This window comes from Caulobacter soli (genome assembly GCF_011045195.1).
Lineage (GTDB): Bacteria > Pseudomonadota > Alphaproteobacteria > Caulobacterales > Caulobacteraceae > Caulobacter > Caulobacter soli.
Genome location: NZ_CP049199.1, coordinates 2,807,615 through 2,833,229, shown reverse-complemented (window position 1 = coordinate 2,833,229; position 25,615 = coordinate 2,807,615). Strand labels below are relative to the sequence as shown.

General features: G+C 66.7%; 28 protein-coding genes and 1 pseudogene. 17 read left to right on the top strand and 12 right to left on the bottom strand.

The genetic code is table 11. The features are described from left to right. Window positions 1-3: 3 nt before the first annotated feature. The gene (locus tag G3M62_RS13195; protein WP_165187701.1) at window positions 4-1,119 is read right to left on the bottom strand and encodes a beta-ketoacyl-ACP synthase III; all 1,116 of its coding nucleotides are present in this window, start codon (window positions 1,117-1,119) and stop codon (window positions 4-6) included. Between the two features lie 313 nt (window positions 1,120-1,432). Here G3M62_RS13195 and G3M62_RS13190 point away from each other — a divergent pair, with 313 nt between their 5' ends. From G3M62_RS13190 to G3M62_RS13175, 4 genes are all read left to right on the top strand, one after another. Then, a complete protein-coding gene (locus G3M62_RS13190) occupies window positions 1,433-1,966 on the top strand; it encodes a porin family protein (protein ID WP_165187699.1) in 534 nt (177 codons plus the stop codon). A gap of 142 nt (window positions 1,967-2,108) precedes the next feature. Continuing rightward, window positions 2,109-2,510: a hypothetical protein gene (locus G3M62_RS13185; RefSeq protein ID WP_165187697.1), complete on the top strand. Its 402-nt coding sequence runs from the start codon at window positions 2,109-2,111 to the stop codon at window positions 2,508-2,510. After that, a complete protein-coding gene (locus G3M62_RS13180; RefSeq protein WP_165187695.1) occupies window positions 2,507-3,427 on the top strand; it encodes a sterol desaturase family protein in 921 nt (306 codons plus the stop codon). The genes G3M62_RS13185 and G3M62_RS13180 overlap by 4 nt, the downstream gene beginning before the upstream one ends. A gap of 867 nt (window positions 3,428-4,294) precedes the next feature. Then, complete coding sequence (locus G3M62_RS13175; protein ID WP_165187693.1) at window positions 4,295-4,477, top strand: hypothetical protein; 183 nt, start codon at window positions 4,295-4,297, stop codon at window positions 4,475-4,477. A 13-nt stretch (window positions 4,478-4,490) separates the two neighbouring features. Here G3M62_RS13175 and G3M62_RS13170 read toward each other — a convergent pair whose 3' ends face one another. From G3M62_RS13170 to G3M62_RS13160, 3 genes and pseudogenes are all read right to left on the bottom strand, one after another. After that, a complete protein-coding gene (locus G3M62_RS13170; RefSeq protein ID WP_165187691.1) occupies window positions 4,491-4,877 on the bottom strand; it encodes a hypothetical protein in 387 nt (128 codons plus the stop codon). A 181-nt stretch (window positions 4,878-5,058) separates the two neighbouring features. After that, a pseudogene (locus G3M62_RS13165) lies at window positions 5,059-6,139 on the bottom strand (NUDIX hydrolase). Beyond that, window positions 6,063-6,704 (bottom strand): YfbR-like 5'-deoxynucleotidase, encoded by a 642-nt coding sequence (locus G3M62_RS13160; RefSeq protein WP_165187687.1) that lies wholly within the window; start codon window positions 6,702-6,704, stop codon window positions 6,063-6,065. Before G3M62_RS13160 ends, G3M62_RS13165 begins: the two are co-directional and overlap by 77 nt. A 153-nt stretch (window positions 6,705-6,857) precedes the next feature. Between G3M62_RS13160 and G3M62_RS13155 the strand changes: the two genes are divergently transcribed. Continuing rightward, on the top strand, window positions 6,858-7,673 hold the full coding sequence (locus G3M62_RS13155) for a universal stress protein (protein WP_165187685.1): 816 nt from the start codon (window positions 6,858-6,860) through the stop codon (window positions 7,671-7,673). Window positions 7,674-7,707: 34 nt separating this feature from the next. Then, window positions 7,708-8,079, top strand: a complete 372-nt coding sequence (locus G3M62_RS13150) for a hypothetical protein (protein WP_165187683.1) — start codon at window positions 7,708-7,710, stop codon at window positions 8,077-8,079. A gap of 11 nt (window positions 8,080-8,090) precedes the next feature. Here the strand turns inward: G3M62_RS13150 and G3M62_RS13145 are convergent, their stop codons facing one another. The 7 genes from G3M62_RS13145 to G3M62_RS13115 form a co-directional block, all read right to left on the bottom strand. Beyond that, on the bottom strand, window positions 8,091-8,888 hold the full coding sequence (locus G3M62_RS13145; protein ID WP_165187681.1) for a hypothetical protein: 798 nt from the start codon (window positions 8,886-8,888) through the stop codon (window positions 8,091-8,093). A gap of 86 nt (window positions 8,889-8,974) precedes the next feature. Beyond that, the gene (locus G3M62_RS13140) at window positions 8,975-9,844 is read right to left on the bottom strand and encodes an AAA family ATPase (protein WP_165187679.1); all 870 of its coding nucleotides are present in this window, start codon (window positions 9,842-9,844) and stop codon (window positions 8,975-8,977) included. Window positions 9,845-9,940: 96 nt separating this feature from the next. Next, window positions 9,941-10,111 carry a hypothetical protein gene (locus G3M62_RS13135; protein WP_165187677.1) on the bottom strand — a complete coding sequence of 57 codons (171 nt, stop codon included), beginning with the start codon at window positions 10,109-10,111 and terminating at the stop codon, window positions 9,941-9,943. 71 nt (window positions 10,112-10,182) lie between these two features. Beyond that, window positions 10,183-10,566, bottom strand: a complete 384-nt coding sequence (locus tag G3M62_RS13130; protein WP_165187675.1) for a primosomal protein — start codon at window positions 10,564-10,566, stop codon at window positions 10,183-10,185. 100 nt (window positions 10,567-10,666) lie between these two features. Then, window positions 10,667-11,248 carry a UDP-4-amino-4,6-dideoxy-N-acetyl-beta-L-altrosamine N-acetyltransferase gene (gene pseH / locus G3M62_RS13125; RefSeq protein WP_165187673.1) on the bottom strand — a complete coding sequence of 194 codons (582 nt, stop codon included), beginning with the start codon at window positions 11,246-11,248 and terminating at the stop codon, window positions 10,667-10,669. Next, window positions 11,245-11,964: a cytidylyltransferase domain-containing protein gene (locus G3M62_RS13120; protein ID WP_165187671.1), complete on the bottom strand. Its 720-nt coding sequence runs from the start codon at window positions 11,962-11,964 to the stop codon at window positions 11,245-11,247. The genes pseH (G3M62_RS13125) and G3M62_RS13120 overlap by 4 nt, the downstream gene beginning before the upstream one ends. Before the next feature lie 92 nt (window positions 11,965-12,056). Continuing rightward, the gene (locus G3M62_RS13115) at window positions 12,057-13,853 is read right to left on the bottom strand and encodes a tetratricopeptide repeat protein (RefSeq protein ID WP_165187669.1); all 1,797 of its coding nucleotides are present in this window, start codon (window positions 13,851-13,853) and stop codon (window positions 12,057-12,059) included. Window positions 13,854-14,035: 182 nt separating this feature from the next. Between G3M62_RS13115 and flbT the strand changes: the two genes are divergently transcribed. The 11 genes from flbT (at window position 14,036) to ssb (ending at window position 23,869) form a co-directional block, all read left to right on the top strand. Beyond that, on the top strand, window positions 14,036-14,431 hold the full coding sequence (flbT, locus tag G3M62_RS13110) for a flagellar biosynthesis repressor FlbT (protein ID WP_165187667.1): 396 nt from the start codon (window positions 14,036-14,038) through the stop codon (window positions 14,429-14,431). Beyond that, window positions 14,421-14,783 carry a flagellar biosynthesis regulator FlaF gene (flaF, locus tag G3M62_RS13105; RefSeq protein ID WP_165187665.1) on the top strand — a complete coding sequence of 121 codons (363 nt, stop codon included), beginning with the start codon at window positions 14,421-14,423 and terminating at the stop codon, window positions 14,781-14,783. The genes flbT and flaF overlap by 11 nt, the downstream gene beginning before the upstream one ends. 249 nt (window positions 14,784-15,032) lie before the next feature. Continuing rightward, window positions 15,033-15,851, top strand: coding sequence for a flagellin (locus G3M62_RS13100; protein WP_165187663.1), 819 nt, complete (start codon window positions 15,033-15,035; stop codon window positions 15,849-15,851). A gap of 319 nt (window positions 15,852-16,170) precedes the next feature. Continuing rightward, window positions 16,171-16,992, top strand: a complete 822-nt coding sequence (locus tag G3M62_RS13095) for a flagellin (protein ID WP_165187661.1) — start codon at window positions 16,171-16,173, stop codon at window positions 16,990-16,992. A gap of 233 nt (window positions 16,993-17,225) precedes the next feature. Then, on the top strand, window positions 17,226-17,432 hold the full coding sequence (locus G3M62_RS13090) for a flagellar protein FlaG (RefSeq protein ID WP_165187659.1): 207 nt from the start codon (window positions 17,226-17,228) through the stop codon (window positions 17,430-17,432). A 169-nt stretch (window positions 17,433-17,601) separates the two neighbouring features. After that, a complete protein-coding gene (locus tag G3M62_RS13085; RefSeq protein ID WP_165187657.1) occupies window positions 17,602-18,438 on the top strand; it encodes a flagellin N-terminal helical domain-containing protein in 837 nt (278 codons plus the stop codon). Between the two features lie 59 nt (window positions 18,439-18,497). Beyond that, window positions 18,498-19,052: a UDP-4-amino-4,6-dideoxy-N-acetyl-beta-L-altrosamine N-acetyltransferase gene (pseH, locus tag G3M62_RS13080; protein WP_165187655.1), complete on the top strand. Its 555-nt coding sequence runs from the start codon at window positions 18,498-18,500 to the stop codon at window positions 19,050-19,052. A gap of 152 nt (window positions 19,053-19,204) precedes the next feature. Beyond that, a complete protein-coding gene (locus G3M62_RS13075) occupies window positions 19,205-22,060 on the top strand; it encodes a hypothetical protein (protein WP_165187653.1) in 2,856 nt (951 codons plus the stop codon). Window positions 22,061-22,137: 77 nt separating this feature from the next. Further along, window positions 22,138-22,812 carry a hypothetical protein gene (locus tag G3M62_RS13070; RefSeq protein WP_165187651.1) on the top strand — a complete coding sequence of 225 codons (675 nt, stop codon included), beginning with the start codon at window positions 22,138-22,140 and terminating at the stop codon, window positions 22,810-22,812. A 15-nt stretch (window positions 22,813-22,827) separates the two neighbouring features. Beyond that, window positions 22,828-23,217 (top strand): hypothetical protein, encoded by a 390-nt coding sequence (locus G3M62_RS13065; RefSeq protein WP_165187649.1) that lies wholly within the window; start codon window positions 22,828-22,830, stop codon window positions 23,215-23,217. Window positions 23,218-23,359: 142 nt separating this feature from the next. Next, window positions 23,360-23,869, top strand: coding sequence for a single-stranded DNA-binding protein (gene ssb, locus G3M62_RS13060; protein ID WP_165187648.1), 510 nt, complete (start codon window positions 23,360-23,362; stop codon window positions 23,867-23,869). 67 nt (window positions 23,870-23,936) lie between these two features. On the opposite strand, the gene G3M62_RS13055 is transcribed toward ssb, so the two are convergent. Continuing rightward, a complete protein-coding gene (locus tag G3M62_RS13055; protein ID WP_165187646.1) occupies window positions 23,937-25,535 on the bottom strand; it encodes a glycosyl hydrolase family 79 N-terminal domain-containing protein in 1,599 nt (532 codons plus the stop codon). Between the last annotated feature and the right edge of the window lie 80 nt (window positions 25,536-25,615).

Below are 25,615 nucleotides of genomic sequence, written 5' to 3'. Positions count from 1 at the left end.
GGTCTACCGCTTCCTGACGAACACAGTGCCCGCCGAGTAGCCCGCGCCGAAGCTGCAGATCAGGCCCGTCTCGCCCGCCGCGAAGTCGTCATTGGCCGTGTGGAAGGCGATGATCGAGCCGGCCGAGCTGGTGTTGGCGTAGGTGTCCAGGATGATCACGTTCTCGCCGGGCTGGGGATCGCGGCCCAGCACCTTGCGACCGATCATCTCGTTCATGTTGATGTTGGCCTGGTGGAGCCACAGGCGCTTGAGGCCCGTGGGATCCACGCCGATGTCGCCGGCGTGCTCGACGATCATCTCGCTGACCATCGGCACCACCTCGCGGAACACCTTGCGGCCTTCCTGCACGAACAGCTTGTCGCGCGCGCCTTCGCCCTCGGGGGCGGTGCGGTTGAGGAAGCCGAAGTTGTTGCGGATGTTGTTGGAGAAGACGGTCTTCAGGCGTGTGCCCAGCACTTCCCAGCCGCCGGTCGCCTGACTTTCCTCTTCCAGGATCACGGCCGTGGCCACGTCGCCGAAGATGAAGTGGCTGTCGCGGTCGGTGAAGTTCAGGTGGCCCGAGCAGATCTCGGGATTGACCATCAGCACGGCCTTGGCGCTGCCGGTGGCGATGAAGTCGGCGGCGGTCTTGATGCCGAAGGTGGCCGACGAGCAGGCCACGTTCATGTCGAAGGCGAAGCCCTCGATGCCCAGGGCCTGCTGCACCTCGATGGCCATGGCCGGATAGGCGCGCTGCATGTTGGAGGCCGCGCAGATCACCGCGCCGATTTCCGAGACGGGCTTGCCCCAGCGTTCGATCGCCTGCTTGGCGGCCTCGACGGCCATTTCGGCCAGGATCGAGATCTGGTCGTTCGGCCGCTCGGGCAGGACCGGCCGCATGATCTCCGGATCGATGATCCCGGTCTTGTTCATCACGTAGCGGGCCTTGATGCCCGAGGCCTTCTCGATGAACTCTGGCGAGGAGGGGGCCAGCGCCGTGACCTCGCCGGCCGCGATGGCCTCGGCGTTGGCGGCGTTGAAGCGCTCGACATAGGTGTTGAAGGCTTCGACCAGCTCGGTGTTCGAAACGCTGAACGGCGGGGTGTAGAGCCCCGTGGCGACGATGACGGCTTTAGGCAAGGCGGCGGTCCCGGTGACGCTGGCGCGTCTCTCCCTTGAAGTGGTGGGGACGCGGCTTTCGACTTTGTGAGTGATCAATAGCACGCCTGACGCGGGCGTCACCTTTCCCCGCGCGGCAGGGATGTCACACCCTGCGGCATTCGGCCTGTCGGGCGGAACGATTCCGCGCCGCCACAATCGCCACGGACGTGTCCGGGTCGACACGCAATGGCCCCAAACGGTCTCGCCAGGGTCCAATCGCCGCCTAACGGCGAGGCTACTCAGGCAGGGTCAGGCGCTCCCCCAAGCCTGACGCGTACCAAGGAGTACAACAATGAAAACTCTCATGATGTCGGCCACCTTGGCCGCCCTGTCGGTCGCCGTCGTTCCCGCCTTCGCCCAGGCCCAAGACACCGGCGTCTACGGCACCCTCGGCTATGCTGGGTCCCGCGCCGACGGCGCCGACACCGGCGCGATCCAGGGCCGTTTGGGCACGAAGCTGACCCCGCACTTCGGCGTCGAGGGCGAGCTGTCCGGCGGCGTCAAGGACGACAACATCGACACGAACGGCGTGCGCTCCAGCATCGAGCAGACCCACTCGGCCGCCGCCTACGCGGTCGGCTTCCTGCCCGTCACCCCCAACATCGACCTGCTGGCCCGGGTCGGCTACGGCAACACCCAGTTCAAGCAGACCCTGGGCGGCGTCGAGAGCAAGTTCGACGCCGACAGCGTCAACTACGGCGTCGGCGCCCAGTATAAGGTCGACGACAAGAACGGCGTGCGGGTCGACTACACCCGCCAACAGTTCCGCGACAACGACGCGGCCGACGCCAACGTGGTGTCGGTGGGCTACGCCCGGAAGTTCTAGCGATCGGCCCCTCAGGCCTGAAGGAAGCGCGTCTCCCCCCGGAGGCGCGCTTTCGCGTTTCGGCGGTGACCCTACGTCGCCCTTGACGCTGGAAACCCGAAGCGTGACGCTGGCGTCAGGATTTCGGGAGGAAAGCGTCGCTTTGGACAAGGCGCTGTTGATTCAACTGCTGGGCTCGGCCGTGGCCGTCAGCCTGCTGGTGGCCATCGCGGCCTGGGCGCGGATCGCGCGTCCGACGCCGCCACTGGACACCCAAGGCGCGCGGGCCCTGCTGGCCGTGGAATTCCCCGACGATCGCATCGACGCCCTGTGGATCGCCGCCGACGGCGCGGGCCTGGTGGCGCGCTCGGGCGAGCGAGCCCTGGTCGCCTGGCGCAAGGGCGACGGCTACGTGGCCCGCGACCTGGTCTGGAGCGCCGCCTTGGCCGCCAAGACGGACAAGGGCTTCCTCATCCTCAAGACCGCCGACGGCGCGCCGCGCCTGGCCCTGAAGGACGGCGTCTGGCCGCCGCCTCAGTTCACCACCCGGGACGCCGCCGCATGAAGACCTTCGACCCCGTGCAGATGGCGATCCCGTTCTTCGTGCTGGCCGTCATCCTCGAGATCGTCCTGGCCCGGCTGGGCAAGGCCGACGCGCGCTACGAGGCCAAGGACACCGCCATGTCCCTGACCCTGGGCCTGGGCAGCAGCATCGCCGGCGCCATCCTCGGCGGGGCGATCTTCGCCGCCACGGTCTGGGTGTACCAGCACCGGATCTTCACGATCCCGATGACCGCCGTCTGGGCCTGGGTGGTGCTCTTCTTCGCCGAGGACCTGACCTATTACTGGTTCCACCGCCTGGCCCACGAGCGCCGGGTCTGGTGGGCCAGCCACGTCAACCACCACACCTCCACCCACTACAACCTGTCGACCGCCCTGCGGCAGACCTGGACCGGCGGCATCGCCGGGACCTGGCTGCTGTGGCTGCCGCTGTCGTTCCTGGGCTTCCCACCGGCCATGGTGGCCATCCAGAAGGGGATCAGCCTGGTCTACCAGTTCTGGATCCACACCGAGGCCATCAAGCGCATGCCGCGTTGGTTCGAGGCGGTCTTCAACACGCCCTCGCACCACCGGGTGCACCACGCCCGCAACGCCCGCTACCTGGACGCCAACTACGCCGGCATCCTGATCATCTGGGACCGGATGTTCGGCACTTTCATTCCGGAGACGGACGAGGAGCCTTGTCGCTACGGCACCGTCAAGAACCTGGCCAGCTTCAACCTGCTGACCAACGTCTTCCACGAGTGGATCGGCATCGGCAAGGACGTGGTGAGACACCCCCACCACGCCCTGGGCTACGTCTTCGGCCCGCCGGGCTGGAGCCACGACGGCTCGCGGGATACGTCGCATACGCTGAAGGCCAAGTGGCGGGCGCGGGAAGATAGCGTCAGGAACGACCCCGATAAGATCCCTCTCTCCTAGAGAGAGGGAGGGGCCCGCCGCGAAGCGGTGGGAGGGTGAGAGGTTACAGTCTCTCAGGACGAAGCTCGAACGAGGACGGCGTATGCCGGCGAGCTTGTCGATGATGGGAAATCTGAACCCATCTTGAGGCAGTTCAACGGCTTGGGGTTTGCCGGTAGATGGTGAAACCTCTCACCCTCCCACCGCCTGCGGCGGCGGGCCCCTCCCTCTCTCTATGAGAGAGGGAATGTCCGCGTCGCTTCAAACGTTTTTCCTCAACAAAAATAATATCAAAAGCGCACCTATCCTCCCCCTATCGCGCCCACGGCATAATCAGCTCACCACAAGGCGATGGGGAGGGCGCTAAGGCCTGCGACCTTCGCGGCCTTGGGGTGCGGTCGAGCGGGTAGCGCTCGTCGGCGGCGGCTCCGTAAGGGGCGCGACCTCATCCATCCGGTGCCGGCCGGGCGTGGAACACAGATACGGCGTTGGATGAGGGCCGGGGAGGCGGCAGGCTTGCGGTGACGCAGGCGTTCCGGGACTGGGCCACGCGAGCCCGGCCCGCCCGTCGGGGGCCAAGACTGGCGAGGTCCGAACAGGGCCGATCGCCGGACGCTCCCGGATAACGATCGCGCGGAGCGTCGGTCCTGGTCGAAACGGTATTTCTTCAAACAGCTTCCGGGCCTGGCCCGGCGCTCCGCAGCCCTCCCCGAACTTCAGCGGCCTGCCGCGTGAGGCGGCCAGGCCGTGTCTAGAGTTGGGGACACGCCCATGGGCATGTCCCCGTCCGCGAAAGGAGACGACATGCCTCGATCCAGAACCCGCGCCCGGTTACGGGCCGCCGCTGACGACCCGTCAATCGATGACCCCGAAAAGACGGCGGGTCGCATGGGCCATTTCCATCGCAAGGTCTGGCACAGGTTCGCCAAGCTTGAAGACTATGACATGTGGTGCGATGGGCAGGCGACGCACCCGGATCGCCGTACGCGACGACGGGCGATCTTGGCGCGGATGAATGCGTGGTTCGCCGCCGCCATCGCCGAGAAAACCAAGGCGCGCGGTGGCGTCTGAGGCGTTCGTCGTTTCACTCGCAGAGATCGCCCCACTTCTGGTCCACGACGTCGCTGCCGTCGATCTCTTCCAGGGTCAGGGCGCCTTGCGACCAGATGAAACGCTCCTCGCCGTCGAAGCTGTCCTGTTCCTCGATGATGTCGACCTCGCCGCAGACCGAGGGGATTTCGCCGTCCCAGTGCACGAAGACCTTGCCGAAATTGACGGCCTGGGCCTCGGGCAGGCGGCCCGTCACGGCGATGCGGGCGCCTTCGATGGCCTCGGCGTCGTCGACCTTGTGATCCACGACCTCGGTATGGGTGTCGCGGCCGACATAGACGGCCAGGCCAACGCCCAGGGCGGCCAGAACCACGGCCACGGCCGCGCCGGCGATCAGTTGCGTCTTGCGAAGTGTCACCATCCTGGGATGCAGCCTAGCGGTGAACCGTTGGGGCGCAAGGGCGGTGAGGTCGTGCCGGCTAACACTTGCCCCCACCTGACGGCTACGCCGTCTGTCTGCCCCCGTAGGGGGCGGAGCGCTCTTCCCCCATGGGGGGGAAGACGATCGCGAAGCGATCCGTAGGGGGCAAGTGCGTCGCCGCCTAGTCCCGCAGCAACGGCAACGAAAGCCCCATCGCCGGCCTTGCCGCCAGGATCTCCCGCCGGAAGCGGAACAGTTCGGCCGGGCGGCCGCCGGTGTCGGCGTCCTGGCGGCCCAGACCCTCGACCAAGTCCTCGCGCTCGACCACGCGGCGGAAGTTCTGCTTGTGCAGCGGCACGCCGGCGATGGCCTCGACCGTGCGCTGCAGGGCCGAGAGGGTGAACTCGGCCGGCATCAGCTCGAACACCACCGGGCGGTACTTGATCTTGCCCCGGATGCGCGACAGGCCGGTGGCCAGGATGCGGCGGTGGTCGGAGATCATCGGTTCGCCGAGGGCCGCCGACAGGGCGGCGGGCTCGGCGGGATCATGGCCCTCGGCCCGGGCCCGGTCGCGGGCGGCTTCGGGAGCCAGGCCGGCCTCGTAGAGCAGCTCGTAGCGCTCCAGCACCCGCTCCTCGTTCCATGGCGCGCCGTCCAGGGCGAAGGCCAGGCGGGCGCGGGACCATTGGCTGGCGTCGTCGCCGGCCCAACGGCGCAGGGCCGGGGCCAGGACGTCGTCCAGCAGGGCGGGGCGGCCGTGACGCCAGTCCTCCCACGGGAAGAAGGCCGACCATGGGGCCCAGGCGGTGTCGGGGGCCTGGGTCTCCACGGCGGTGGGGGTCAGGCCCAGATAGCCGACCGAGACGACGCGGGCCGCGCCGGCACCCATTTCGGCGCGCGGGGCGTCGCGACCCTCGTCGCCGAAGGTGTAGAGCTGTTCCACATAGCCCAGCTGGAACCGGGTCTGCTGGGTGACGAAGGCCCGCAGGCCCAGCTCGAAGGTGCGGTGACCGGCCGGGTCGAACGGACCGAACGGCAGGCCGGGCAGGGGGCTGGCGATGTCGGTGACCGCGTCGTGCGGACGGACGGTCAGGACCACGGCCTCGCCGTCGCGGATGGCCACCACCACCGCCGACAGGCCGATGACGACCGAGGGGACGGTGGCGCCCTGATCCTTGGGCCCGGTCATTCGGTCTCGAACGCCGCGCCGGGCGCGCTTTCGAAGCCGGCGGCGCGGGACAGCACGTGAAAGCGCTGAACATAGCGGGCCTGGGCCTCGAACGGCGGCAGGGGCAGGATCTTCAGGTCATAGCCGGCCGGCGGGGCGCCGAAGATGGCCAGGGACTCGCCGTGCTCGAACCCGGCCAACTGGGTGGCCTCGAAGAAGGCGCAGGCCCGGTCGGCCTGCTTGATCAGTTTCTTGATCGCCGGCGGGGTCTTCACAGGCAGGCCGAAGCGGATGTGGATGGCGTCTTCCAGCCGCGCCTCGAAGTCCTTGTAGCTGACGCCCAGGGCCGCCTTGAACGGGCTGATCATGTCGCCGATCACGTATTCGGAGGCGTCGTGCAGCAGGGCGGCCAGTCGCCACTTGGGCTCCAGGTCGGGCTTGATGTGGGTGGCGATCTCCTCGACCACCACGCTGTGCTGGGCCACCGAGAAGCCGTGCTCGCCGACGGTCTGGCCGTTCCAGCGCGCCACCCGGGCCAGGCCGTGGGCGATGTCCTCGATCTCGATGTCCATCGGCGAGGGATCCAGCAGGTCGAGCCTGCGTCCCGACAGCATGCGCTGCCACGCCCGGGGCGGAGTTTTATGCAGCCCTTTGGCCACGAGATCGTTCCTTACGGTGAAGGTGCAGGCCTTACCCAGTCTGGCCCTACTCTAGCTGGGTTGGCCCATCGATTGACAAAGATCAATGAGGGGCCGGTCGTTGTCTGTGGAAATGCCTTCGCCGTTTGGAACGCCAGGACCGGGAGATCGATCATGAGCTGGGCGAGAATTATGGCGCCGGTGGCCGGCGCGGCCGTCGACAGGGAGCTTCTGGCTTCGGCCAAGGCGCTGGCCGAGGGCTTCGACGCGGAGCTGGCCTGCGTCCACGCGCCCGCCGACATGGCCGACCTGATGCCCTGGATGGGCGAGGGCTTCATGGGCGGCGTGCAGGTCACGGCCCTGGAGAGCCTGAAGGAGGCCGCCGTCGAGGGCCATCACGCCGTCGACAAGATGGTGGGCGAGCTGGGCTATGGCCGCTGCCGGACCGTCAGCCTGGAATCGCCGGTCTGGGCGGGCCTGGCCATGGAGGGGCGGCTGTCGGACGTGATCGTCTTCGACAGCGCCGCCGCGCGCGGCAAGGGCCCGCTGGCGGAGTCGTTCCAGCAGATGATCGCCGACGAGCAGCGGCCCGTCGTGGTGGCGCGGCCAGGCCTGAAGGTCGGCGGGACCGTCCTGGTCGCCTGGGACGGCGGCAAGGAGGCCAGCCGGGCCATGCGCACCTCGCTGCCGCTGCTGCAGAAGGCGGCCAAGGTGGTGGTGGCCGGGGCGCCGGGCGCCTCGTCGCGCAATTTCTCGCTGGACAGCCTGGTGGCGTTCCTGGCGGCGCGGGGCGTCAAGGCCGAGGCCAAGGTGTTGGACGGCACGGGCAATGACGCCGCGGCCCTGCTGCTGGCGGCGGCCAAGGAGGTCGGCGCCGACTTCCTGGTGGCCGGGGCCTTCGGCCACCCACGCCTGCAGGAGTTCATCTTCGGGGGCACGACGCGCAGTCTGCTGAACAGCGACGGTCCTTCGCTGTTCCTGTCGCACTAAAGTGTTGTTCTGAAAGCAAGAAGGAGGGCTTTCAATGCCCCTGTCCCGCATCGTCATGCGTCTAGCCCGCAATCCCGGCACCGAGTTCGCGGGCGGCGACGACCACCGTGGCTACGCCCTGACCGCGCCGTTGACCGAGGACGGCCTGCTGGACGCGGCCGCCTACGCCAAGGCCAAGGACGACTGCGTGGTGCGCCGCTTCGCCCCGGACGAGGACGCCGCCGACGGCCGCCTGAACCGTCGCGGCGAGCGCTGGTTTTTCGACTATGACGAGGATGTCGAGCTGGACGACGAGCCGGTCCATCGCCTGGGCCAGCACCGCTTCGCTCTGGGCGAATACGTCACCGTCACCGACGAGGACGGCCGGCCGCTGACCTACAAGGTGATGGAGGTGACGCCGGTCTAGCCGCCGCCCGTCTATCCCCCGACGTTGTGGCGGACCAGGGTCTTCATGTCCTCGAAGATGTCGTGGTCGCTGCCGTTGCGGCCCTTGGCCTTGACCACGGCCACGGCCAGCGGGCCGCCCTTGGGGCCGCGGGCCTCGTAGCCGACGACGCGATAGCCGCTGGTCGACTTGTCGCTGGCCAGGATCAGGGTGGCGCGCACACCGTCGCCGCCCCGACGCTGGCGGACCTGGGCGCCGTCGTTGGTGGCGTGGATGTCGACGTCGCCGTCCTCGTCGTTGCTGGACTTGACGCTGACGGTCGAGTTGTCGCCGCGCTGGGTGACGTTCTTGGCGACCTTGACCTCGGCCGAGCCGTCGTTGGCGTTGATCGTCAGGCCGCCGATGCGGATGTCGGCGCCCTTGTCGTGGGCGTCGATCTTGACGCCGGGCAGGCTGATCTTGGCGCTTTCGCCGCGCGCCTTGCCGCCTGGCGGCGTCGGGGGCGGGGGCGCCTTCATGGCCGGCATCAGGGTCTTCAGGTTCGTCTCGATCGGGGCCAGGGCGGCCTCGGCGTCGCCGCCGTTCAGGGCCACCAGGCTGAGGGTCACCTCGGCGTTCTGGCCGGCATAGAGGCAGGCCTGGCCGTCGGCGGCGGCGCTGACCCGGGTCAGCTCGCCTTGCTTTTCGGGGCAGTCCAGCTTGCTGATCACCCGCAGCGGCGCGCGCTTGCCGGGCAGCTTGTGATCCTCATGCTTGACCTCGACCTTGGGCGAGCAGGCAACCAAGGAGCAGGCGGCCAGGCTCATGGCCAGCAGCGGCAGGTGTCGCATCAGAGGAATCTCCCGTTCGGCGCGAACGTGGTCTGGCGGCGCGTGGAAATCCAATGAAATCGCGGTAACGGCCGCTACCGCCCCGCCTACTGGCCGGGACGCGCGCCTGAACCCTCGCGGCGCGCCAGGAAGGCCAGACGCTCGAACAGGTGCACGTCCTGCTCGTTCTTCAGCAGGGCGCCGTGCAGCGGCGGGATCAGCTTGGTCGGATCCTTCTCGCGCAGGGTCGCCTCGTCGATGTCCTCGACCAGCAGCAGCTTCAGCCAGTCCAGCAGCTCGGAGGTCGAGGGCTTCTTCTTCAGGCCCGGCACCTTGCGCATGTCGTAGAAGATCCGCAGGGCCTCGCCGACCAGCTTCTGCTTGATGCCCGGGAAGTGCACATCGACGATGGCCTGCATCGTCGCCTCTTCCGGGAAGCGGATGTAGTGGAAGAAGCAGCGGCGCAGGAAAGCGTCCGGCAGTTCCTTCTCGTTGTTCGAGGTGATGATGATGATCGGCCGGACCTTGGCGGCGATCGTCTCGTTGGTCTCGTAGACGTAGAACTCGTTGCGATCGAGTTCCTGCAGCAGGTCGTTGGGAAACTCGATGTCGGCCTTGTCGATCTCATCGATCAGCAGGACGGGGCGGACCGGGGACTCGAAGGCCTCCCACAGCTTGCCCTTCTTGATGTAATTCTTGACGTCCTTGACCTTCTCGTCGCCCAGCTGGCTGTCGCGCAGGCGGCTGACGGCGTCGTACTCGTAGAGGCCCTGCTGGGCCTTGGTGGTCGACTTGATGTGCCACGTCAGCAACGGCGCGCCCATGGCCTTGGCCACTTCGTAGGCCAGCACCGTCTTGCCGGTGCCGGGTTCGCCCTTGATCAGCAGGGGCCGTTCCAGCGCCACGGCGGCGTTGACGGCGACCTTCAGGTCATCGGTGGCGACATAATCGGCGGTGCCTTCGAAGCGCGAGCTCATGCGGTTTCCTGACGGCGTCTTCAATAAGGACGCCTCGAACATCTGTTCAAATCAGGGAATAACCTACAGAGCATCGGTTGGCGGGATCAAGCCGCCTTATTGATCCTCGCCATCGGCATCGCCGCTGCGGGGCGGCGGCGCGCGGTGCCGGCGAGCGACCGAGGGCGGATCGCTGGCGGGGAAGCTGTCCTCCAGGCCTTCCTCGAGTTGATCCTCGAGATATTCGGCCTGGTCGCCGGCTTGGGTTTCGGGCGTGACGTCGGACATGGCGGCTCTCCTGTCGCCTCGGAATCTAGGCGCGGAAAAATCCACGTTCAATGCCGCGCGTCTTGAAGGTCTCAGCTTTCCTTGGCGTAGCCGAGCGCCTCGATGTCGTCCTCGGCCAGTTCCGCGGACTCGAAATCCGCGGCGCTGTCGTCGTCGTCCGAGACGGACTCCACGGCGTCCTCGTCGTCGCCGGCGATCGCGCTGAGCGGTTCGCGTTCGATATCCAGGCCTTCGTCGTCGCGTTCGCCCTCGAGCTCGTCGTCGATGTCGTCGACATCCTCGTCGTCGAAGTCGAGGTCCTCGTCATCTTCGTCGGCGTCGCCGTCGGCCTGGGTGACGTCGAGCACGTCGTCCAGTTCGTCGAAATTGGCGATGTCCTCGCCGTCGTCGGTCAGGTTGGTCTCGTCCAGGGCTTCCGCGCCGTCCTGGTCGTCATAGTCGATGTCGGTGGGCATGGCGGACTCCCTGAAGCCAAGAGGCGAGGGCGCTCCCTCGCGGTCCCGGATTCAACCCGCCGCCCGTGGCGATCGTTCCGTGAACTTTAGGCGAAAGGCCCTAAGCGAAAGGCAGGGCGTAGCCCTTGGCCAGCAGGCGCTGGGCCATCTCCTCGCGCCGGGCCGGCCAATCTTCGGCCAGCAGGCCCAGGCCGACCACATCGGCCGGCGCGCCGTCCTTGATCACGTGATGGCGGAACAGGGCCTCGCGCTGGAAGCCGTAACGCTCGTGCAGCTTCCAGACGCTCTCGTTGGACAGCAGCACCTCGCACCACAGCTTGTCGAAGCCCAGGGTTCCGAAGACGTATTCGATCATCCAGAATTCGATGTAGGAGCCCACGCCCAGGCCCCGCACGGACGGACTGGCCAGATAGTAGGCCCAGGCGCAGCGCCGGTTCCTGGCGTCGATGTCGGCCAAGTTTGCCAGGCCCACGGGCTCGCCGTCGACCTCGATCACCCAGTACCGGCGGCGGGCGTCGCCGGCCATGCCGTCGAACCAGCGATCGTGCTCGGCCTGGCCGATCCTGTGGTCGGAATACATGAAGGCCGCGACCTCGGGACTGTTGCGCCAGTCCAACAGCCTCTGACGGTCGGCTTCGGTCACGTCGCGCAGGACGACGTCGTGCGAGGTTTCAGCGCTCATACGCGGCGGTCTCCCCCAAGATTGGCCAGGTCCGGCCGGCCGCGCACGAAGGTCCGCACGTCGTCCGAGGTGAAGGCCGGCTTGGCGGCGTAGAGCGCGTCATAGACGGCGCGGACGAAGTCCAGGTCGTCGGGCCGGTCGACCGTCCAACGCACGTCGCCTTCGTCGGCGGTCTGTTCCAGCCCCTCGACCTTGAAGCGATTGGGGTGGCGGTAGAGGAACGGCGTGACGTGCTCGTGGTCGTAGGGATCGACGGTCTCGTCGGCGGCGATCTTCAGCGCCACGGATTCGAAGACCTCGACGTCCAGCCCTTTCGCGTAGCTCCGGCGCGTCGGGGTGTTGGAGGTGTAGTCGGCGCCGGACCGCGCGTGCAGCGCCAGGGTTTCGTCGATCAGGTCCGGATCGGCCAGCGGGCAATCGGCGGTGAGGCGCACTACGGTGCGGACCGGCCCGAAGGCCTCGATCGCGCCGACATAGCGAGCCAGCACGTCGTCCAAGGGGCCACGATGCACGGGAATATCGGCGGCGATCAGGCAGACGGCCAGCGGATCGTCGCTGGCCTGGTCCGACGTGGCGACCACGATCCGTTCCAGGCGCGTGGAGCGCTTGAGCCGCTCGATCTGTCTGAGGATCATCGGCGCCCCCGCCAGATCGGCCAGCACCTTGCCGGGAAGCCGCGTCGACGACATGCGGGCTTGGAGGATGGCGAGCGGCATGGGGTACTCAGGGTTAGGGCGAAACTTGAAGCCCGAACAGCCACGTTCGTCTACCGCTGAAATGCGGTTCCCTCGTGACCAGGCCTGGCGCGTCAGCCGTTGGGATAGCGGTCGCGCAGGGCGTCGCCGACCTCCCGCATGGTCGGGTTCCAGTCGTTGTAGTCGGCCGTGATGAAGCAGCGGGTCTGGGGATACCAGGGCCAGTTGGGCGACCCCAGCCGCGTCCAGGCCGCGGCGCCGGTCAGCATCCAGATCGGCGCGCCGGTCGCGCCCGCCAGGTTGGTGGTGGCGTTGGAAAAGCCGATGATCAGGTCCATGGCGCGGCACAGGGCGGCGACGTCGTCGAGGTCCTGCTTCAGGTCGATGCCCGGCGGCTGCCAGATGTCGACGCCGAACTGTTCCTTGGCCAGGGCGATTTCTTCGGCGCAGTTACCGTACTGCAGATTGACGAAGGTGATCCCGGGAACATCGAGCACCGGCCGCCACAGCATGAAGGGCGAGAACTGCCGGGCGCGTTCGCCGTCCAGCTTCAGGCTCTTCCACAGCAGGCCGACCTTCGGGCCCGGGGGAGCGCTTTCCAGCGTCCGCCGCCAATGCTCGACCCGCGCCGGGTCGGCTTCGAGGAAGTTCGGACGGTTCGGGAACGAGGTCAGGCTGGGACGGAAGACCTCGAGCAGGTCGCCCAGGGGCGTCCAGAGGTCGATTCCGCTCCAATCCTCGATCTCGGGCGCGCCGCGATAGACGCGACCCTCGAACGAGACCGTCTTGTGCGGGAAGACGGCGGCGTCGGGGAATGAGCGCTCGAACAGCGGGATCAGCCGGCGCTCGACCGCGAGGGTCAGGGCGCCGTCGGGACCCAAGGTCTCGATCACGTCGGGCAGCATGTTGGCGAACATCACCTCGTCGCCCAGGCCCTGTTCGGCGCAGATCATCAGCGACTTGCCGGCCAACGCCATGCCCGGATGCCAGCGCTTGGCCTCGATCGAGAAGCGGGGCGCGTCGACCATGTCCGGGGAGAACCGCGCCTCGTAGGTCTTCCAGCCCTCCTCGATCCGACCCAGGCCCAGCAGGATGGTGGCCCGGCCAAACTGCATGGTCGCCAGGTCCTCGGCGTGTTCGGCCCGCGCTATGGCGGCGTCGCAGTCGACCAGGGCGCCCTCGACATCGCCCAGGTCGAGCCTGGCGTAGCCGCGGTTGTGGTAGGCCTTGCCGAAGTCCGGGGCCAGTCGCAGCGCCTCGTCGAAGAAGGTCAGGGCCGTCTTGCCGTCGCCCATGCTGCACATCACCGTGCCCAGGGTGTTCCACAGCACCGCCTGCTCGGGATTGTCGTTGATCGCCGGGCGCAGAACCTCGATGGCTTCATCGCAACGATTGAGGTCGCGCAGAGACGCCGCCAGGTTGTTGATCCCCTCCAGGTCGCCGGGCTTGGCGACCAGAAAGTGCATGAAGAACTTGGCGGCGATCTCCGGCATGTCCAGGCGATAGGCCAGGCGGCCCAGGTCGCCGGCGACCGGGCCGTGGTCGGGTAACAGTTTCAGAGCCGCTTCGTAGCAGCGCATCGAGCCGGCGAAGTCGCCGATCTTCTCGCGAGCGATGCCCAGCACGTGCCAGGCCACGCCCAGCTTGTCGTCGCGCTCCAGGGCCTTCAGCGCCAGCTTTTCGCCCTTGGCGAAATCGCGGTTCTGCATGGCGTGGATGGACTGGGCCAGCAGCTGGGCGGTCTTGTCGTTGCGCACCTCGCTGGTCTGGCGATCCAGACGCGCCAGGGCTTCGGTCGAGGCGGCGTCGCCCGCCACCGCCTTGAAACCGAGGTTAACGGCGTGGGCGACGGATTCCTGGGCGATGGCCAGCGCGCTGGCCGAGATCTGGGTGTCGCGAACGCGGGACATCTATTGAAGCCTTGGCGATTGGAGAGAGTCATCCTCTGGGTCAGTATGCTTAATCGAGTCCTAAGCTGCGTCCCACGGCCGCAGGCTTGGCAAGAGGGTGTTAACCGCCTTCGCCTAGCTTCTGCTCCGAACCGTCATTTCGACGGGTGGGGCGACGCAGCAATGCAAGAGGGAGCGGCCTTGTGCCATTGAAGCTGTCGCTGAAACCCGGCGAGAAATTCGTGCTGAACGGCGCGGTGGTCCAGAATGGCGACCGTCGTGGCGTCTTGGTGCTTCAGAACAAGGCCTCGGTGCTGCGTGAGAAGGACATCATGCAGCCCGACGAAGCCACGACGCCGGCGCGTCGGATCTATTTCCCGGTCATGATGATGTACCTGGACGAGTCCGGAGCCGAGCGTCAGTACGAGGAATTCGCGACCCGCCTGACTGAATTCATGGGGGTCGTGCGCAATCCGGACGTGCTGAGCGATTGCATCGCCATCTCAAAGCACGTGATGGCGCGCGAGTACTACAAGGCGCTCATGCTGAGCCGTAAGCTCATCGAATACGAAGATCAGAGGTTGGGGCATGTCTCTTAGGGCCTATCAACAGACGGCGACGCGGACGGAAAATCCGCGTGAGATGGAGTACCGTCTGTTCGGTCAGGTGACGCGCGCGCTGTTGGCGGCGTCCGAGGCTCCGGCCGACGACATCGCCACGCGGATCGACGCGCTGGACTGGAACCGCCGGGTCTGGTCGGCCCTGGCGACCGATTGCTCGCTGCCGGAAAACACTTTGCCGATGCAGCTGCGCGCCAGCATCATTTCGCTGAGCCTTTGGGTCGGCCGTCACTCCAGCGCCATCATGCGCAAGGAGGAGGATTTCGAGCCGCTGATCGAGATCAATCGCATGATCATGCAAGGCTTGGCCGGTCGCGCGGACGGGGTCTGACCTCGGCCGAGGAGGGCGCTTTCGACCCTCCGGCAAACCTTTCCGGAAAAACCTGCCGCCCGGCGAATTCTGCATTCGCCGGGCGGTTTCGTATCCGGCGCGCGGATAAAAAATACTGAGTAAAATCAGTATTTTAAAAAGTTCATCTGGTTGGCGCCGAGTGGCCCGCCGCTTGCGATGGTTCCCGTGGGCAAAAGCCCGACCGGCAAAACGCCGGGGCAATCCTCCCAAAATGGCGAGAACCACACCATGATGAACTCGATCAACACCAATGCCGGCGCCATGATCGCGCTGCAAAACCTGAACGCAACCAACTCGGAGCTCCAAACCACTCAGCAACGCATCAACACTGGCAAGAAGATCTCGACCGCCAAGGACAACGGCGCGATCTGGTCGATGGCCAAGATGCAAAGCGCGACCTCGAGCTCGTTGAACGCCGTGAAGGATTCTCTCCAACGCGGTCAGTCCACGATCGATGTCGGCCTTGCCGCTGGCGACACCGTCACGGATCTGCTCGGCAAGATGAAGGAAAAGGCCCTGGCCGCTTCCGACACCTCGCTGAACTCCGCCTCGTTCAACGCCCTGGTGTCGGACTTCAACAGCCTCCGCGACCAGATCACCAAGGCCGTGACGAACGCCAAGTTCAACGGTGTCAGCCTTGTCGACGGCACGACCACCAAGTTGCAGTTCCTCAGCAACTCGGACGGCGCCGCCTACACGGTCAACGCCAAGACCCTGTCGCTCACCGGCCTGAAGCTCACCTCGACGTCGTCGTTCTCGACGGCCGCTGCGGCCAAGTCGATGATCGACACGATCACCACGTCTCTGACCACGGCGACCAACAAGCTGGCCAGCCTGGGTACGAGCTCGACGGGCCTGGACATGCACCTGACCTTCACGGGTAAGCTGCAGGACAGCCTGGACGCTGGTGTGGGTAACCTGATCGACGCGGATCTGGCCAAGGAAAGCGCGAAGCTGCAGTCGCTGCAGACCAAGCAGCAACTGGGCGTGCAAGCTCTCTCGATCGCGAACCAGACGCCTCAGTCGATCCTTTCGCTGTTCAAGTGATCGGCGACTAGGCTTCAAGAAGCGATCAAAGCCGGACGGCCTCAGGGCCGTCCGGCATTTCTTTTTTTCGGGCCGAAGTTCGTCGAAATTGTCCGAACTCGCCTGAATTTGCCCGGCAATATTTTCCCACTCGCGCCCGAGATCGGCAAATATTGCCGGCAAAATATACGGTAAATAAAACTATAACGCTGGTATTTCAGGGGCTTGGCATTTTCTGCCGGGTAGGCACTTTTGGCCCGATATTTGCTGCCTAGTTCAACGAGCAAAATGCTCCCGGCAGTCAAAATGACGTCGGAACCCTTGAATAGGAAATGTCGCGATGCCGCTGAATAGCATCAACACGAACGCTGGCGCGATGATTGCGCTGCAAAACCTGAACGCCACCAACAGCGAGCTGAGTGTTACGCAACAGCGTATCAACACCGGCAAGAAGGTGGGCAACGCCAAGGACAACGGCGCGATCTGGGCTATCGCCAAGACGCAATCCTCGACCGCCAGCGCGCTGAACGCCGTGAAGGACTCGCTGCAACGCGGCCAGTCCACCATCGACGTGGCCCTGGCCGCCGGCGACACCGTCACCGACCTGCTGGGCAAGATGAAGGAAAAGGCGCTGGCCGCTTCCGACACCTCGCTGAACTCGGCCTCGTTCAACGCCCTGGTTTCGGACTTCAACAGCCTCCGCGACCAGATCACCAAGGCCGTTACCAACGCCAAGTTCAACGGCGTCTCGATCGCCGATGGTTCGACCCAGAAGCTGGCCTTCCTGGCCAACGCCGACGGCAGCCAGTTCACGGTCGCCGCCAAGACCCTGTCGCTGGCCGGCCTGAAGCTCAGCTCGACCTCGTCGTTCTCGACGGCCGCCGCCGCCAAGTCGATGATCGACACCGTCAGCACCGCCCTGGGCACGGCGACCAACAAACTGGCTTCGCTGGGCACCAGCTCGACGGGCCTGGACACCCACCTGACCTTCATCGGCAAGCTGCAAGACAGCCTGGACGCCGGCGTTGGCAACCTGGTCGACGCCGACCTGGCCAAGGAAAGCGCCAAGCTGCAGTCGCTGCAAACCAAGCAGCAGCTGGGCATCCAGGCGCTCTCCATCGCCAACCAGTCGACCTCGTCGATCCTGAGCCTGTTCCGATAGGAACGAACAAGGAGGCGGGTCTTCGGGCCCGCCTCCGCCTTTCTCTCGCTTCGGGCGAGGGGAGGGATCACTGGAGGCGCCGCCGCATCCCGGCCGCGATAGGAGTTATGGAAAACAAATTAGCGTTGACGCCCATCGTTCCAGAGCCGTCGACGTCCGCCGCGAACACCGCACCAACCGTCCCGGGGCATCCCGCGGGCGGCGCTTTCACGTCGGCGCCGAAGGAAGCGTCCGTGGAGAAGCATGTCGTGGCCGACGGTCCCCAGCCGGGGGACCTGCGCCTGGTGATCGAGCAGGACAGCAAGACCGGCACCTACGTCTACAAGACGGTGGATCGGCGGACTGGCGACATCCTGCAGCAGTTTCCGCGTGAGGACGTCCTGCGCTTCAAGCAGGCCGAGCATTACGATCCGGGCGAAGTCTTCGACGGTCTGACCTAAGCCGCCGGCTTAAGGCCGTGTTCGCCGCGACCTGGCGTCGCAGGTGGAACATGGTTTACGCGCGTTAACCATATTCTTACTCCCTCAGCCTCAATTTCGCGGTCGACCTGCTCGGCCGCCGAATCGCGTCCCGAGCTTCCTTGGCAAGAAACGCCGTTCGGAGACCGTGATGACGCTGAGCGTGAACACTAATCAGCCCGCGCTGATCGCCCTGCAAAATCTGAACAAGACGAACGACGAGATGTCGAACGTCCAGAGCCGGATCAACACGGGCCTGGCGATCTCGACCGCCAAGGACAACGCCGCCGTCTGGTCGATCGCCCAGGACCAGCGCGCCGACCGCTCGGCGCTCGCCGCGGTCAAGATGAGCCTTGATCGCGCCACCTCGATCACCGACGTGGCCCTGGCCGGCGGCGAACAGGTCTCGGACCTGCTGACCCAGATGCGCGAAAAGGTCGTCGCGGCCAAGGACACCTCGCTGTCGACCTCGTCGCGCACGTCCCTGAACGCCGACTTCCAGGGCCTGCTCAAGAACATGACGCAGGTGATCAACAGCGCCATCTTCGACGGCGCCAACATCCTCAACGGCAGCCAGACGTTCAACATCACGTTCCTGGCCGACGCCGACGCCGCCACCGTGATCACGCTGAACCTGCAGAACCTGTCGCTGGGCGGTTCGATCAACAGCCTGACGGCCACCGACAACATCAGCACGATGACCCAGGCCGCCAACGTGCTGACGCGCCTGGACGCCACGTTCGGCAGGGTGAACCAGGCGGTCGGCTCGATCGGTTCGCAAGCCAAGCAGATCGAGGCGCACAACACCTTCGTGTCCAAGCTGGACGATGTGCTGGAAACCGGCGTGGGCAACCTCGTCGACGCCGACATGGCCAAGGAGAGCGCGCGCCTCCAGGCTCTGCAGGTCAAGCAGCAGCTCGGCGCGCAGGCGCTTTCGATCGCCAACCAGGCGCCGCAGATCATTCTCTCGTTGTTCAACGGCAACTAGGCCTGACGCCGCCGACAGGGTAGACTCTCCTCAACGACGTGTGGGGGAATCGACCCGGTATGATCGAGCTTCGCGATTTGACGGATGGCGACGAGGCTGTCCTGTTCCAATGGCGGGGCGAGCCGGAGGTCGACCGCTGGATGTCCGACGCGGCCTTTCCGAGCCGCGAGGCCCACGCCGCCTGGTTTCAGGCGCTGCGTTCCGATCCCGACATGCGCGGCTGGATGATCGTCCGGGCCGGCGAGCCTTCAGGCCTGCTGACCCTGACGGGCTTGCTCAGCCATCATCGCCGGGCCGGCTGGAACTGGTTCCTTGGCTCGGCCGAGGCGCGGGGCAGGGGCGTGGGGCGCGCCGCCCAGGTGCTGGGTCTGGACCGCGCGTTCGGCGAACTGGGCCTGCACAAGGTGTTCGCCGAGGTCATGGCCGACAACGACGCGGCGCTGAAGGCCCAGGCGGCTTCCGGCTTTCGGCGTGAAGGCTATCTGCGCGGCCACGTGCTCAAGGACGGCCAACCGCGCGACGTCGTGTTGCTGGGCATCCTGGCCGGGGAATGGCGCGAACTGCGGGGCGAAGTCCGGCGCTCGCTGACGGACGCTCATCTGATCGCGGCCTAGAGGCCCCGATTTAGCCGTTGGCGTCGTGTGGATGATCGAAGCCGCCCACGCTTCGGTCGCGCCCGCTCAAAATTCATACGTCTTAACGAAACGTCAGCGTTCATCGTCGACACTCGAATCAAGGGGCGTAGTGCGTCCCAATGGGACCCGCTGTGATCACTTTCGATTCCAGTCTGCTGCTCAACTACTACCAGGCCAAGAATGCTGGCCTGGCCGCGAACACGGCTGGAGCGACGGGCGCGGCCACGGGCTCGTCCTCGTCGTCGTCCTCTTCGGGTACGAAGGGCGTGCCGAACGCGCCCTGGACCGGGATGACCAGCGAGCCTAGCGATCTGGTCAAGGCGGCCCTGAACGGCCGCAAGTTCGTCGACGAGAGCGCGGCCGTCGCCGCGTCCCCGACGATCAGCGGCGACTACAAGAAGCTGTTCGCCGCCTACCAGGCGCTCAACACCCTGTCGGCCATCGCCGACCGATCGGCCGAGAAGGGCGTCACCGACAGCGAGATCAAGCGTCTGCAGGCCGTGTTCAGCAAGGGGCTGAACGAGGTCAACAGCTACGTCCAGAACCTCGACACCGACGGCATGCGCCTGACCACGGGCACGGTCATGACCAGCGACAAGTCGTCGGTCGGCGTGCCCAAGAGCAACTACAACTACGTCACCAACACCGTCTACAGCGGCAAGGCCGATGACGAGGTGCCCGCCTTCCAGGGCAACGTCAGCTTCACGATGAACGTCAAGAAGTTCGGCGTGGCCACCGACGTGACCATGGACCTGTCGCAGATGGGGTCGACGCCGCGGACGATGTCCAACGTGGTCAGCTTCTTCAACGACAAGCTGAACCAGGCCGGCTTCGACACGCAGTTCGCCGTCAACCGCACGACCGGCGAAGAGCGCACCACCACGATCAACGGCCAGACCGTAAAGCTGCCGGCCACCGGCGACGACTTCGCCTTTCAGATCAAGGGCGACCTGACCGAGACCCTGACCTTCTCGGCCCCGGCGGCCAAGCCCGCGGTCTACATCACCACCGCCGCCGGCAACCCCGATCCGGACAAGAACACCAGCACCGACGACGCGGTGATCCAGAACACTCTGACCAAGTACGGCCCCGGCACGGCCGGCACGCCGGGCACCAAGGTGTTCACCGACACCATGGAAGGCACGATCAGCACCGTCCACAAGACGATGACCGGGCCAGACGGCTCGCTCTACGTGCTGGCCGATGTCGACGGCACGACCAGCACCCAGACGATCAAGGGCGACCAGGACGTCGCCCTGCTGAAGTACGACTCCGCGGGCAAGCTGCTCTATGCGCGCACCCTTGGGGCCTCCAGCACCGCCACCGGCTACAACATGGCCATTTCCGATGACGGCCAGGTGGCCATCGCCGGTTCGGTGTCCGGCGCGCTGGCCGGTACGACCAATGGCCCGATCAATTCGGACCCGGCCGGCACGGTCACCGACAGCTTCGTCACCCTCTACGACGCCAAGGGCGACGAGACGTGGACGGTGCGGCGCGGCGGCATGCTGGAGGACCAGGCGACCGCCGTGGCCTTCGGCGAGGACGGCGTCGTCTATGTGGGCGGTCGCACCAAGTCGGACATTCCGGGCTCGGCGACGGGTGCGACGCAAGGCGGCTACGACAACTATCTGACCGGTTTCGCCACGGATATTTCCGGCACGCCCAAGGCGCTGTTCACCACCCACTTCGGCAGCGAGAACGACGACACGGTCGCCGGCATCGTCGTCAACGGCGGGCAGGTCGTGGTCGCCAGCAAGGAAGGCAGCGAGGCGATGCTTCGCAGCTTCGACGTCTCGACCAGCGTCGTGACCGAGCCCCGCACCTATCTGAACGACAAGGAAGTCTGGGTCACCGAACCGACCACCTACACCAAGGCGGCCACGTTCACGACCGGGGCCACCCGCGATCTGGGCACGCTGAAGGGCGGGAATATCGCCGGCCTGACGATCGACAACGGCCAGCTCTATATCGGCGGGGCGACCACCAACGGCGCCCTGGACGTCAACAACCAGACCAAGGCCGCTTCGGGCGGTTCCGATGGCTTCGTGGCCCGCATGTCGCTGGACCTGACCGACAAGTCGGCGGACACCCTGGCCTATTACGGCGGCGCGGGCGACGACACGGTCACCGGCATGGCGGTCTCGAATGGCCAGGCCTGGCTGGTCGGTTCGGCCGGCAAGGATCTGGCGGGCCAGCCGACGGTCGGCGACAAGGACGGCTATGTCGCCCAGATCGACGTGGCCACCGGCCAGGCGACCTGGGAGCAACGGCTGACCGGCAAGGACGGCTACGCCACCGCGACCTCGGTCTCCGTCGACGCCACCGGCTCCAGCGCCTTGGACGTCTTCGGCATCCCGCGCGGCACGATGGAGTTCAAGCAGAGCGACAAGATCGTTTCGGCGACCTCGGCGCGGGCGGGCGACACCTTCCAGGTCCGCACCCGGGCCCGGGGCACCCTGACCACGATCAAGATCGAGGCCGACGACACGCTCGACACCCTGGCCGACAAGATCCGCAAGGCCACGGGCTTCGCGGCCAAGGTCGATTTCAGCAGCGTCGGCAACAATCGCACCCTGCGCATCAGCCCGTCCCAGACCACCTCGACCGTCGAGATCCTGCCCGGCAAGGGCGGCACCGACGTGCTGGAGTCCCTGGGCCTGAAGCCCGGCGTCGTGCGCAACACCAAGACCGACCACGGTCAGGTCGTCTCGGCCGACGGCAAGGGGCCGATCTACGGCTTCGCGCTGGACACCACCCTGGACCTCACCGACAAGGCTGGCCGCGACGCCGCCATGGCGGCCATGACCAAGGCCCTGTCGGCGGTGCGCACCGCCTATCGCGAGATGGCCGACAAGGCCAACGGCGTGCAGACCGCCACCACCACGACCGGTCCCGGCAAGACCGGCGGCACCGTCCCGACCTATCTGACCAACCAGATCGCCAACTACCAGGCGGCCCTGGATCGCCTGACCGGCGGCGGCTAGCGACGATCCGCGCGGGCTCTGGAGCGTTCTGCGCGCCTGGACTTGAAAGCGTCATCACCGCGTCGTAGCCAGGGACCATGGACTTTCTCAAAGATCGACGCGTGTTGCTGGGCGGCGGCGCCGCCCTGGCCCTGATCGCGGGCCTGGGCATCGCCCTGAGCCTGATGCATGGCGCCAAGTCGCCGACCGACGATCCGCCGGCCTCGCGCGCCGGTCTGGTGGTCGAGACCGGACGGTCCGACGACAAGAAGCTCGATTCCGCCCAACCCCTGCGCTGCTTCGTCGGCGGCCAGTTCGTGGGCGAGACCACACTGGCCGACTGCGCCAAGAAGAATGGCGTGGCGACCGGGGCCCTCGACGTCGGCGTCGACGAAACCGGGGCCCTGGCCGCCGCCGACCAGGCCGGCACCGTGCTGACCCCGCTGCCGCCGCCCGCCGAGGCGCCCACCGTGCCCGCGCCGGTCGCGACCCCGACCATCTCGACCCCGGCCGCGGTCTCCAGCGCGCCCCTGGCCGTCTGCTGGCGATACGCCGGCGGGGAGTGGCGCAAGCTGCCCGGCGAGATCACCGTCAACGCCTGCGCCCAGCAGATTTCCAGCGGCAAGTGCGAGAAGCCCGGCGGCGCCACCTATGGCCGCTGGGGCGATCAGACTATCCGTCTGGTGCCCGGCAAGGTCGAGGCCTCGTCCGACAACCGCTCCTTCCATTCGATCATCGAGCTGGGGCAGAGCTGCTCCATCCCGTCGGCCTAGAGAGATCGTAAGACCATGCGCCTTCCCATCGTCGCCCTCTCGCTCATCGCCGCCACCGCCGCCGTCGGCCTGACCGGTTGCGAGAAGCAGACCAAGGCTCCCTTCCAGGCCGGTGTCTGCCTGCATGTGATCGAGCAGAAGGACGGCACGCTGAAGTTCAACCCGGTGGCCCAGAACGTGCCGACCCTCGAGCAGTGCGCGGCCGAGCTGGAAGGCATGCGCATCCGCTTCGTGCGCCTGGGCAGCCCCAGCCGTGAACTGACCGGCGCCTATCAGGGCAAGTTCATCTTCCTGCAGAAGGAAGGCATCTATCTGGGCGACACCTACGAGGGCGCCCGGTTCATGTCGCTGGTCCGCACGGGCGACGGCCGCCTGGCCGTGCCAGGGGCGATGCCCGCGCAATAGGGGCGGCGCAAACCAGGGGATAACCTCGGTGCTCCACAGGAACGTTACGAGAACAAAGCTTGCGCTGCGACTTAAGAACCCGTTAACGTCCGCGCCAGATGCCGGCGCGATTGGTCGCCGGGCGTGAAAAGGAATCTTCCCCATGGCGGGCAGCGTCAACAAGGTCATTCTGGTCGGCAACCTCGGCGCAGATCCCGAAATCCGCACCCTCAGCTCGGGCGACCGCGTCGCCAACCTGCGTCTGGCCACCTCGGAAACCTGGCGCGACCGCACCTCGGGCGAGCGCAAGGAAAAGACCGAATGGCACCGCGTGGTGATCTTCAACGACAACCTGGTGAAGGTGGCCGAGAGCTATCTGCGCAAGGGTTCGACGGTCTACATCGAGGGCGCGATCCAGACCCGCAAGTGGGCCGACGCCTCGGGCGTCGAGAAGTATTCGACCGAGATCGTGCTGCAGAAGTTCCGCGGTGAACTGACCATGCTGGGCGGTCGCGGCGACGGCGCGGGCGCTTCGTCGGGCGGCGGCTATGACGAAGGCTACGCCGGTGGCGGCGGTGGCGGCGGCAACTTCGGCGGCGGCGCGCCGCGCAGCCAGCCCAGCGGCCCGCGCGAAAGCTTCTCGGCCGACCTGGACGACGAAATCCCGTTCTAAGCAGCGGCAGCGCGGGCTTTTCGACAATGGCCGGCTCCTTTGGGAGCCGGCCATTTTCATATGCCGGTCAGGTCGCGCGACAGGCGGGGTTCGCGGCGTTCGGCACGGCGATGAAGGTGATGCTGGCGGGGGGCAGGTCCAGCGCGCCCTTGCCGCTAGCCTGTCCCTTCAGCTTCGGCAGTTGGTCGCCTGGCGGCAAATCCAGTTCGCGTCCGTTCAGCTTGACCTTGCTGGCCTGCGGCGTGTCGGCCGTCAGCGTGTAGCGCCGGCCGGCTGTGGGCAGCTCCAGTGTCGCGGGCGCGGCCGTGTCCAGATTGATCGCCACCAGACCGACTCCGCCGGGCTTGTCGCGCAGGCAGTGGGCGTAGACGTGCAGGCCAGGTCGCGCCGGACCGGCGTCAAGGACGACCTCGCCCATCAGCCGACCCCACAGCAGCGCGGCCCAGTAGCTGGGCCGAGGCTGGCCGCTGGCGTCGTCGATCAGGGCGTAGTCGCTGGCCGCCAGGGTGTTGTGGAAGATGGCGGCGACGCCGCGTTTGGCCAGACGGCCCATCTGGTCGACATAGCGGAAGGTGTCCAGCCAGGTCGCCGCCCATTGGTCGCCGCCGCAACCGGCCTGGCCCATTTCCGTGACCCAGATCGGCGCGCCGGGCGCGTACTGGTCGCGCAGGGCCTTGTAGTAGTCGAACACCTGGTCCGCCCGCGCCAGCCAGGCCTCTGACAGGGCCTGGTCGGGCGCGACGCCGGCGTTCTTGTCGATCGCCCGGCACCGCGCCGAGACCGTGCCATAGAAGTGATAGGAGAAGACGTCGACCGGCGTACGCGGCTCGGCGCTCATCAAGGCCTGACTCGAAATCATCCCGCCGCGCTGGGGAAAGATGATGAAGCCCGCTTCGCCCGTCGAGCCGGGGCCGACGATCTTCAGGTCGGGCGCCTGGGTTCGGACCAGCGTCTTGAAGACCGCCATGTCCCTGGCGTAGGCGGCCGCGTCATAGCCCGGGGGCAGGCCGACCATGGCGCCGACGTTCGGCTCGTTGATCAGCTCGGCGGCGTCGATCCGTCCGCCCTGAGCGCGGGTGTAGGCGATCAGGCGACGAGCCTGGTCAGGATTCCAGACGCCGTCGGGGTCGCGCGCGGCGGGGCCGATGGCGAACGAGGTGACCAGCTTGGAGTCGGTCGCGCGGACGAAGTCCAGGACCCCGGACCACTGGCTCCGCGTCAGCACGCCCTGGTAGCCCTTGGGCGGCTCGGCCGGCGGCGTCGTGTCGGCGTCGTGGAAATAGACGTTGTTGGCCCAGCCGCCGCTGACGCGCACATAGGCCGGCCCCAGACCCTTGGCGAGATTGCGCAGGCGACGGTCGCCCCTCAGGTCGATCGGCGCGCGCTGGCGGAACATGACATTGGCGATTTCGACTCCGCCGCTCTTCTGCAGGTCGATCGTGGGCGCCTTTTCGCCGGGCTTGGGGTAGGGAGCCCAAAAGCGGCCGCCGATCACCTCGGCCATCTCGACATTGTAGGACTGGAAGCGCCTGTCGACCTTGCCGACGGCGGGCAGCGATCCCGGATCGACCCTGGCCGCCGCGTCCACCGGGCCGGCGGACAACAGAGCGCAGGTCGCGATCAAGGCGGCGGTCGCTGGACCAGGTCTGGCGCGGTTGGCGGACATCGCACAGTCTCCAAAAGTGTCCTGGCCATTTTGGTCATGCCACTTTGCCGGGATCGACCGAAGAAACGGCGGCGAGGCCA

What these genes read in the sequence shown, in the direction of transcription:
- G3M62_RS13155 (WP_165187685.1), top strand. Translation starts at nt 6,858, where the DNA reads ATGAGCTGGGCGAGAATTATGGCGCCGGTGGCCGGCGCGGCCGTCGAC.
- G3M62_RS13065 (WP_165187649.1), top strand. Translation starts at nt 22,828, where the DNA reads ATGCGCCTTCCCATCGTCGCCCTCTCGCTCATCGCCGCCACCGCCGCC.
- ssb (WP_165187648.1), top strand. Translation starts at nt 23,360, where the DNA reads ATGGCGGGCAGCGTCAACAAGGTCATTCTGGTCGGCAACCTCGGCGCA.
- G3M62_RS13175 (WP_165187693.1), top strand. Translation starts at nt 4,295, where the DNA reads ATGGGCCATTTCCATCGCAAGGTCTGGCACAGGTTCGCCAAGCTTGAA.
- G3M62_RS13070 (WP_165187651.1), top strand. Translation starts at nt 22,138, where the DNA reads ATGGACTTTCTCAAAGATCGACGCGTGTTGCTGGGCGGCGGCGCCGCC.
- G3M62_RS13095 (WP_165187661.1), top strand. Translation starts at nt 16,171, where the DNA reads ATGCCGCTGAATAGCATCAACACGAACGCTGGCGCGATGATTGCGCTG.
- G3M62_RS13140 (WP_165187679.1), bottom strand. Translation starts at nt 9,844, where the DNA reads ATGAGCTCGCGCTTCGAAGGCACCGCCGATTATGTCGCCACCGATGAC.
- pseH (WP_165187673.1), bottom strand. Translation starts at nt 11,248, where the DNA reads ATGAGCGCTGAAACCTCGCACGACGTCGTCCTGCGCGACGTGACCGAA.
- G3M62_RS13135 (WP_165187677.1), bottom strand. Translation starts at nt 10,111, where the DNA reads ATGTCCGACGTCACGCCCGAAACCCAAGCCGGCGACCAGGCCGAATAT.
- pseH (WP_165187655.1), top strand. Translation starts at nt 18,498, where the DNA reads ATGATCGAGCTTCGCGATTTGACGGATGGCGACGAGGCTGTCCTGTTC.
- G3M62_RS13130 (WP_165187675.1), bottom strand. Translation starts at nt 10,566, where the DNA reads ATGCCCACCGACATCGACTATGACGACCAGGACGGCGCGGAAGCCCTG.
- G3M62_RS13190 (WP_165187699.1), top strand. Translation starts at nt 1,433, where the DNA reads ATGAAAACTCTCATGATGTCGGCCACCTTGGCCGCCCTGTCGGTCGCC.
- G3M62_RS13085 (WP_165187657.1), top strand. Translation starts at nt 17,602, where the DNA reads ATGACGCTGAGCGTGAACACTAATCAGCCCGCGCTGATCGCCCTGCAA.
- G3M62_RS13115 (WP_165187669.1), bottom strand. Translation starts at nt 13,853, where the DNA reads ATGTCCCGCGTTCGCGACACCCAGATCTCGGCCAGCGCGCTGGCCATC.
- G3M62_RS13170 (WP_165187691.1), bottom strand. Translation starts at nt 4,877, where the DNA reads ATGGTGACACTTCGCAAGACGCAACTGATCGCCGGCGCGGCCGTGGCC.
- G3M62_RS13180 (WP_165187695.1), top strand. Translation starts at nt 2,507, where the DNA reads ATGAAGACCTTCGACCCCGTGCAGATGGCGATCCCGTTCTTCGTGCTG.
- G3M62_RS13150 (WP_165187683.1), top strand. Translation starts at nt 7,708, where the DNA reads ATGCCCCTGTCCCGCATCGTCATGCGTCTAGCCCGCAATCCCGGCACC.
- flaF (WP_165187665.1), top strand. Translation starts at nt 14,421, where the DNA reads ATGTCTCTTAGGGCCTATCAACAGACGGCGACGCGGACGGAAAATCCG.
- G3M62_RS13120 (WP_165187671.1), bottom strand. Translation starts at nt 11,964, where the DNA reads ATGCCGCTCGCCATCCTCCAAGCCCGCATGTCGTCGACGCGGCTTCCC.
- G3M62_RS13145 (WP_165187681.1), bottom strand. Translation starts at nt 8,888, where the DNA reads ATGCGACACCTGCCGCTGCTGGCCATGAGCCTGGCCGCCTGCTCCTTG.
- G3M62_RS13100 (WP_165187663.1), top strand. Translation starts at nt 15,033, where the DNA reads ATGATGAACTCGATCAACACCAATGCCGGCGCCATGATCGCGCTGCAA.
- G3M62_RS13055 (WP_165187646.1), bottom strand. Translation starts at nt 25,535, where the DNA reads ATGTCCGCCAACCGCGCCAGACCTGGTCCAGCGACCGCCGCCTTGATC.